Origin of the sequence: Nocardioides sp., from assembly GCF_036374615.1 — a bacterium.
Classification (GTDB): Bacteria; Actinomycetota; Actinomycetes; order Propionibacteriales; family Nocardioidaceae; genus Nocardioides.
This window is the reverse complement of record NZ_DASUTK010000121.1, coordinates 23,566-29,779: the sequence shown is the minus strand read 5'-3', so window position 1 is coordinate 29,779 and position 6,214 is coordinate 23,566. Positions and strand designations below refer to the sequence as shown.

At 71.7% G+C, this 6,214-nt stretch carries 4 protein-coding genes and 1 pseudogene; 2 read left to right on the top strand and 3 right to left on the bottom strand.

Annotation, left to right across the window (positions count from 1 at the left end; translation table 11 throughout):
• Positions 1 to 1,065, top strand: a pseudogene (locus tag VFZ39_RS10010) (elongation factor G-like protein EF-G2); the annotation flags it as partial.
• A 182-nt stretch (positions 1,066 to 1,247) separates the two neighbouring features.
• On the opposite strand, the gene VFZ39_RS10005 reads toward VFZ39_RS10010, so the two are convergent.
• The 3 genes from VFZ39_RS10005 to VFZ39_RS09995 all read right to left on the bottom strand — a co-directional run bounded on the left by VFZ39_RS10005 (position 1,248) and on the right by VFZ39_RS09995 (position 4,894).
• Complete coding sequence (locus VFZ39_RS10005; RefSeq protein WP_330865603.1) at positions 1,248 to 3,125, bottom strand: penicillin-binding transpeptidase domain-containing protein; 1,878 nt, start codon at positions 3,123 to 3,125, stop codon at positions 1,248 to 1,250.
• A 54-nt stretch (positions 3,126 to 3,179) separates the two neighbouring features.
• A complete protein-coding gene (locus tag VFZ39_RS10000; protein WP_330865602.1) occupies positions 3,180 to 4,193 on the bottom strand; it encodes an SGNH/GDSL hydrolase family protein in 1,014 nt (337 codons plus the stop codon).
• 77 nt (positions 4,194 to 4,270) lie between these two features.
• The gene (locus tag VFZ39_RS09995) at positions 4,271 to 4,894 is read right to left on the bottom strand and encodes a hypothetical protein (RefSeq protein ID WP_330865601.1); all 624 of its coding nucleotides are present in this window, start codon (positions 4,892 to 4,894) and stop codon (positions 4,271 to 4,273) included.
• Between the two features lie 91 nt (positions 4,895 to 4,985).
• Here VFZ39_RS09995 and VFZ39_RS09990 point away from each other — a divergent pair, with 91 nt between their 5' ends.
• Entirely contained in the window at positions 4,986 to 6,179 is a 1,194-nt protein-coding gene (locus tag VFZ39_RS09990; RefSeq protein WP_330865600.1) for an acyl-CoA dehydrogenase family protein, read from the top strand.
• Positions 6,180 to 6,214: the final 35 nt, after the last annotated feature.

Below are 6,214 nucleotides of genomic sequence, written 5' to 3'. Positions count from 1 at the left end.
GAGGAGTCGGGTCACCCCGACCACGACGAGGACGAGCGGATCGGTGCCCTGTCCCACGCGTTCGGCAAGCATCTGGTGCCCGCCTCGCAGGTCGTGGCCGGCGACGTCGCCGCCATCGGCCGGCTGAGCCGGGCGGAGACGGGTGACACGCTGTCGGGCACCGACCACCCGGTCGTCCTCCGGCCGTGGAGCCTGCCCGAGCCGCTGCTGCCGGTCGCGATCGTGGCGCGCACGAAGTCGGACGAGGACAAGCTCTCGCAGGCGTTGGGCCGGGTCGCCGCCGAGGACCCGTCGCTGCGTGTGGAGAACAACGCCGAAACCCACCAGCTGGTGCTGTGGTGCCTGGGCGAGGCCCACGCGGACGTCACCCTCGAGCGGCTCGAGGAGCGGTACGGCGTCCACGTCGACACGGTGCCGTTCGTCGTCTCGCTGCGGGAGACGTTCGCCGGCCCGGCGACTGCGCAGGGCCGCCACGTGAAGCAGTCGGGTGGGCACGGCCAGTACGCCGTCTGCCAGATCACGGTCGAGCCGCTGCCGGAGGGGTCGGGGTTCGAGTTCGTCGACAAGGTGGTCGGCGGCGCCGTACCGCGGCAGTTCATCCCCAGCGTGGAGAAGGGGGTCCGCTCCCAGATGGAGCGCGGGGTGCGCAACGGCTACCCGGTCGTCGACATCCGGGTGACGCTCACCGACGGCAAGGCGCACAGCGTCGACTCCTCCGACATGGCGTTCCAGGCCGCCGGTGCGCTCGCGCTGCGCGAGGCGGCGACCTCCACCACGGTGACGATGCTCGAGCCCTTCGACGAGGTCGCCGTACTCGTGCCCGACGAGCACATCGGCGGCGTGATGAGCGACCTGTCCTCCCGCCGGGCCCGGGTGCTCGGCACCGACAAGGTCGGCGAGGACCGGACCGTCGTGAAGGCGGAGGTTCCCCAGACCGAGCTGGTCCGCTACGCCATCGACCTGCGCTCCTCCACCCACGGTGCCGGCACCTTCACCCGCTCCTTCGCCCACTACGAGCCGATGCCCGAGGACGTCGCCCGCACCGTCACCCCCCGCGACCGTTGAGTCGCGCGCCCGCGGCAGTCCATTCGCGCGGCTGCGGCCGTCGAGTCGCGCGGCTGCGGCAATCCACTGGCGCGTGTGCGGCATGCCCCCGTTCCCGTACGCCGCAAGCCCGCCAATCACGTGCCGCACGTCTGCGACTCAACGGCCGCACGTCCGCCACTCAACGGGCTGGGGTGCGTGGCTCAACGGGCTCGGAGGAAGGACTCGAGGATCGGGCCGGCGGTCTGGGAGCCGGAGGCACCGTCCTGGACGAAGACGGCAACGGCGAGGTCGCCCTGGGCGGCGATCATCCAGGCGTGGGTGCGCAGCGCGCCGCCGCCCTCGGGCACGTACTCGGCCGTGCCGGTCTTGGCGATCACCGGCGGGCCGGGGACGTCGGCCAGCAGGGAGCCGCTGCCGGAGGTCACGACGCCGCGCAGCATGCCGCGGAGCTGCTCGGCCTCGGTGGTACCGAGCTCGGGGACGGACGCCTGCTCGACCTCGTGGGAGCGGACCAGCGACGGCAGCACGGTCCGCCCGGCCTGCACCGACGCCGCGACGGTGGCCATCGTCATGGGTGAGGCGAGGATGGTGCCTTGGCCGATCATGTTCGCGGCCGCCTCGGTCTCCGACCTCGGTGGGACCACGGAGCCGAAGTAGGCCGGGAAGCCGAGGTCGTGGTCGACCCCCATCCCGAGGGAGGCCGCGGCCTCCACGAGCGTACGGCGGCCGAGCCGACCGTGCTCTCCGATGAAGGCGGTGTTGCAGGAGTTCGCGAGCGCGGTGCGGAAGGGGATCCTCCCGAGCCCGCCCGCGGGGTAGTCGTCGTAGTTCTCGAACCGCTTGCCGTCCACGACGATCGAGGCCGGGCAGTCGACCGCGGCAGCCGGCGTGAGGCCGGATCGCAGCAGCGCCAGCGCGCTGACCGACTTGAACGTCGAGCCCGGGGCGAACTGGCCGAACGTCGCCATGTTGTAGCCGTCGGTCCCCGGGCCGTTGGCGGCGACCAGGATCGCGCCGGTCGACGGCTTGATCGCCACGAGAGCGCTCGCCGGACCTACCGGGTCCAGCAGCCGCTCGGCGACCGTCTGGAGCCGGGGGTCGAGGGTGAGCTGCAGCGGCTGGCCCGGCGTCGCCTCCTCGCGGAACAGCTCGGTCTCCTTGCCGTCGGACGCCACCTTCGTGACGACGGCGCCCGGTGTCCCGACCAGCTGCTCGTCGTACCGGTGCTGCAGGCCGGAGAGCCCGACCTGCTGCCCCACCTCGTAGCGATCGGGGTCCTCCTCGATCATCTCGGCAGTCGGCTCTCCGACCGTGCCGAGGATCGCCGCCGCAAAGTCCCGGGTCGGCGCGAGCGGCAGCGTGTCCTGCACCGCCAGCGCACCCTTGATCCGTTGGTAGCCCGAGCCGACCTCGACCGGGATGTCGTCTCGCCGGAGGACGATCGCCTCCACGAACGCCTCGTCGCCCGACGCCCTCACGCGGTCCACGTACGCCGCCACGTCGAGATCCAGCAGCCGCGCCAGCTCGCGGGCCGACGTCACGGCACGCTTCGTCGAGACCGCGGACTTGTCGATCCCGAACCGGGTCACGGGCCGGTCGGTGACGATCGCCTGGCCACCGGCGCCGAGGATCTCGCCGCGGGCGGCCGTGACCCCGGTCAGCTCCAGCGACCCGCCACGCCGCAGCGACGGCTCGACGATGGATGTCTCCCACTCGACGACCCAGTCGCCACCGACCCGGCTCAGCGGCGCGGTCGTCGAGTAGGTCCAGTCCTGCTCGGTGATCGACCAGCTCCACCCGAGGGTGGCGGTCGCAGCCGCCTCATCCTCGACCACGTCGACCAGCTCGACCCGGGGCGAGCGGTCGCCCATGCCCTCGACGATCTCGGCGTACTGCTTCTCGACCTCGGTCGGGTCGGCCAGCGCTACCCCGGAGAGGTCACCGGCCGCCAGGCCGTCGGCGAGCGCTTGCGCGACCGGCTCGGGGTCGGCCTCAGACGCGTCCGGGTCCGACCCCGAGCACGCCACGAGGAGCGGGAGCGGGAGGAGCAGGGCGAGGACCGAGGCAGCGAGACGCACCGGACCCTTCTACCACCCGGCCGATGCCACGACTCGACGCGCATGGGGCACGAGTCAACGTGACTGCCGCGCCAGCCAGCGGTCGTAGTTCACGCCGTGCTGGCGGGCCAGACGTCGCATGCCCGGAGCGGTGATGTCCGGGGCCATGAGCTCCTGCGGCTCGATCGAGGCGTCCTGCGCGGCGTACTGACGCTGCTCGGCGGCGAGCGCGTCCGCGTGCTCCCGAGCGGCGCGAAGCGTCGACCGCGTGACCGTGACGGTGGCGCCGGTGAGCACCGGGCTGACGGTCGGCGTGTAGCCGGAGGCGTGGCCGGGCCGGTTCGGGTGGAAGCTCTCGCTGATCGGCCACGAGAGGCCGTTGATCCACTCGCTGCTGCTGCAGACCGCGTGCCCGACGAAGCGACCGGTCGGGTTGGCGAAGGTGAATCCGCGGGCGGCGGCCGCAGTCGCGGTCCGGGAGTTCAGCAGGTCCGCGGTCTGGTTGAGCCGGGTCATCTCGTGGGCGGTGAACCAGGTGCCGGCATTGCAGTCCACGCCCATGAAGATCCGCGGGTAGCCGACCACCACGACCGTTGCCGAGGGTGCGCGGGTCCGGATCGCGGCGTACAGCGTCGAGAGCTGCCCCGGGAGCTGGTTGTTGATGAACGCCTGTGCGTCGTCGATCGAGCCGTCGCAGTCCGCGGCCCACCAGGGCAGCGCGCAGTCGGTCAGCACCTCGGCGAAGCCGGCATCGTTGCCGCCGATCGAAATCGTCACGTATGACGTGCTCGCCGAGAGCGCGCTCAGCTGGGTGCTCGTGACGTCCGGGATGCTCGCGCCGGAGCACGCCCGGAAGTTCAGGGCGTAGCCACGGGAGGCGGCGATCAGGCTCGGATAGGCGTACGTCGAGCGCTGGCACGAAGTCCCGTCGGGGAGGTAGCTGCGGGTGCCGGTCCCGGAGCTGTACGAGTCCCCGAGGGCGACGTAGGACGGCGCCCCCGCACTGACCGGCGGCACGGCCAGCAGGGCGGCGGTGAGAGCGAGTGAGGCGGCGGCCAGCAGGCCGGGGAGCCGACGGAGTGCGGACATGGCGATCCTCCCGAGAAGCGGCCGCCCGAGTGCGACCGCTCCTCAATCTAGGGCGGGAGTGCCGAGCCCGCCAGAGGTCAGCGCCCGAGTCCGGTGCGGTCGACGCGGCGGTGGAAACGCATCCCCGCGAGACCGCCGAGCATCGCGCCGACCAGACTGAGGAGGGCGACGACTGCGACGCTCACGATGACGGTCGTGGTGGCCTCGCCCTCGACGTTGGGCAGGCCGTCGTTGACGGTGTAGTCGTCGCCGGCGACGGCAGCCAGCACCGCGACCAGGACGGCCACGAGCACCGCCCACAGCCAGACAGCGACGCCCTGCTTGATCCCGTCGAAACGCGCCATCCGCCCGGCGACGTAGCCGCCGGAGAAGTAGGCGACGAACCAGATCGCGAGCGCGGCGATGACACCGATGACCCCGAGCTCGTCGAGCTGGAGGCCGAACGCGTCGGCGACCTCGGACGGCGAGTCGTTGCCGGTCGCCTCTCCGCTGAGCACGCCGGTGGCGGCCACGATCGCGCTCAGCAGCACCGCCATGCCCGTGGCGGCCAGCCAGCCGAAGAAGGCGGCGCCGATCTTGATCCCGCCGTGGTGCTCCCGCTCACGAGCGACGACGTCGTCCCGGCTCTCATGGCCGATGTGCTCGTCCTCGTCGTGGGCGTACCGGGTGTCGTCGGAGACCCGTTGCTGGTCGTGCGTCATGAATGCTCAACTCCTTCGATCGAGACCTCGTACCCACCGCCGGACCACCTACACGCGTGCGTCCTGCCACGCAGCCGGGTTGGATGGGGTGATGACCGACTCCCGACCGCTGGCCCCGCTCGCGCTGCTCGACCTCGACTCCCTCGTCGGCGAGGAGGAGCGCGCCATCCGTGACACCGTGCGCACCCTGGTGGACGAGCGGCTGCGACCCGAGATCGCCGGGTGGTACGAGCGGGGTGACACACCGGTCCGCGAGCTCACCCGTGAGTTCGGCAAGCTGGGGTTGCTGGGGATGCACCTGACCGGTTACGGGTGCGCCGGCACCAGCGCCACGGCCTACGGGCTGGCCTGCCTGGAGCTCGAGGCCGGCGACAGCGGCCTGCGCTCGGTGGTATCGGTCCAGGGGTCGCTGGCGATGTTCGCGATCTGGAAGCACGGCTCGGACGAGCAGAAGGACCGGTGGCTGCCCGGCCTGGCCAGTGGAGAACTGATCGGCTGTTTCGGCCTGACCGAGCCGGACTTCGGGTCCGATCCCGGTGGGATGCGGACCCGAGCCCGTCGGGACGCGCCGGGCGACGAGCAGAGTGACTGGGTGCTCGACGGCACCAAGATGTGGATCACCAACGGCTCGGTCGCCGACGTAGCCGTGGTCTGGGCCCGGACCGACGAGGGCATCCGCGGCTTCGTCGTCCCAACCGACACCCCGGGGTTCTCCGCGCCCGAGATCACCCAGAAGCTGTCGCTGCGGGCGTCGGTCACCTCCGAACTCGTGCTGGACGGCGTGCGGCTGCCGGCCGACGCGATGCTCCCCGCGGCCCGCGGTCTGGCCGGGCCGCTCTCCTGCCTGAGCGAGGCTCGCTTCGGGATCGTGTTCGGGGCGATGGGAGCGGCCCGCGACTGCGTCGAGGCGACCCTGGCCTACACCCGTGAGCGGCAGGTCTTCGGGCGGCCGCTCAGCGGCTACCAGCTGACCCAGGCGAAGCTCGCGGACATGGCGGTGGAGCTGAACAAGGGGGTGCTGCTCGCACTGCACCTCGGCCGGCTGAAGGACGGTGGCCGGCTGCCCGCGGAGGCGATCAGCGTCGGGAAGCTCAACAACACGAGGGAGGCGCTGAAGATCGCACGCGAGTGTCGAACCCTGCTTGGTGCGAACGGCATCACCTTGGACTACCCCCTGCTGCGTCACGCCAACAACCTCGAGTCGGTCCTCACCTACGAGGGCACGGCCGAGGTCCACCAGCTCGTGATCGGGCAGGCGCTGACCGGGGAGTCCGCCTTCCGCTAGAGAAGTTTGCCGGATCCGGAATAGATCCCCGCCTG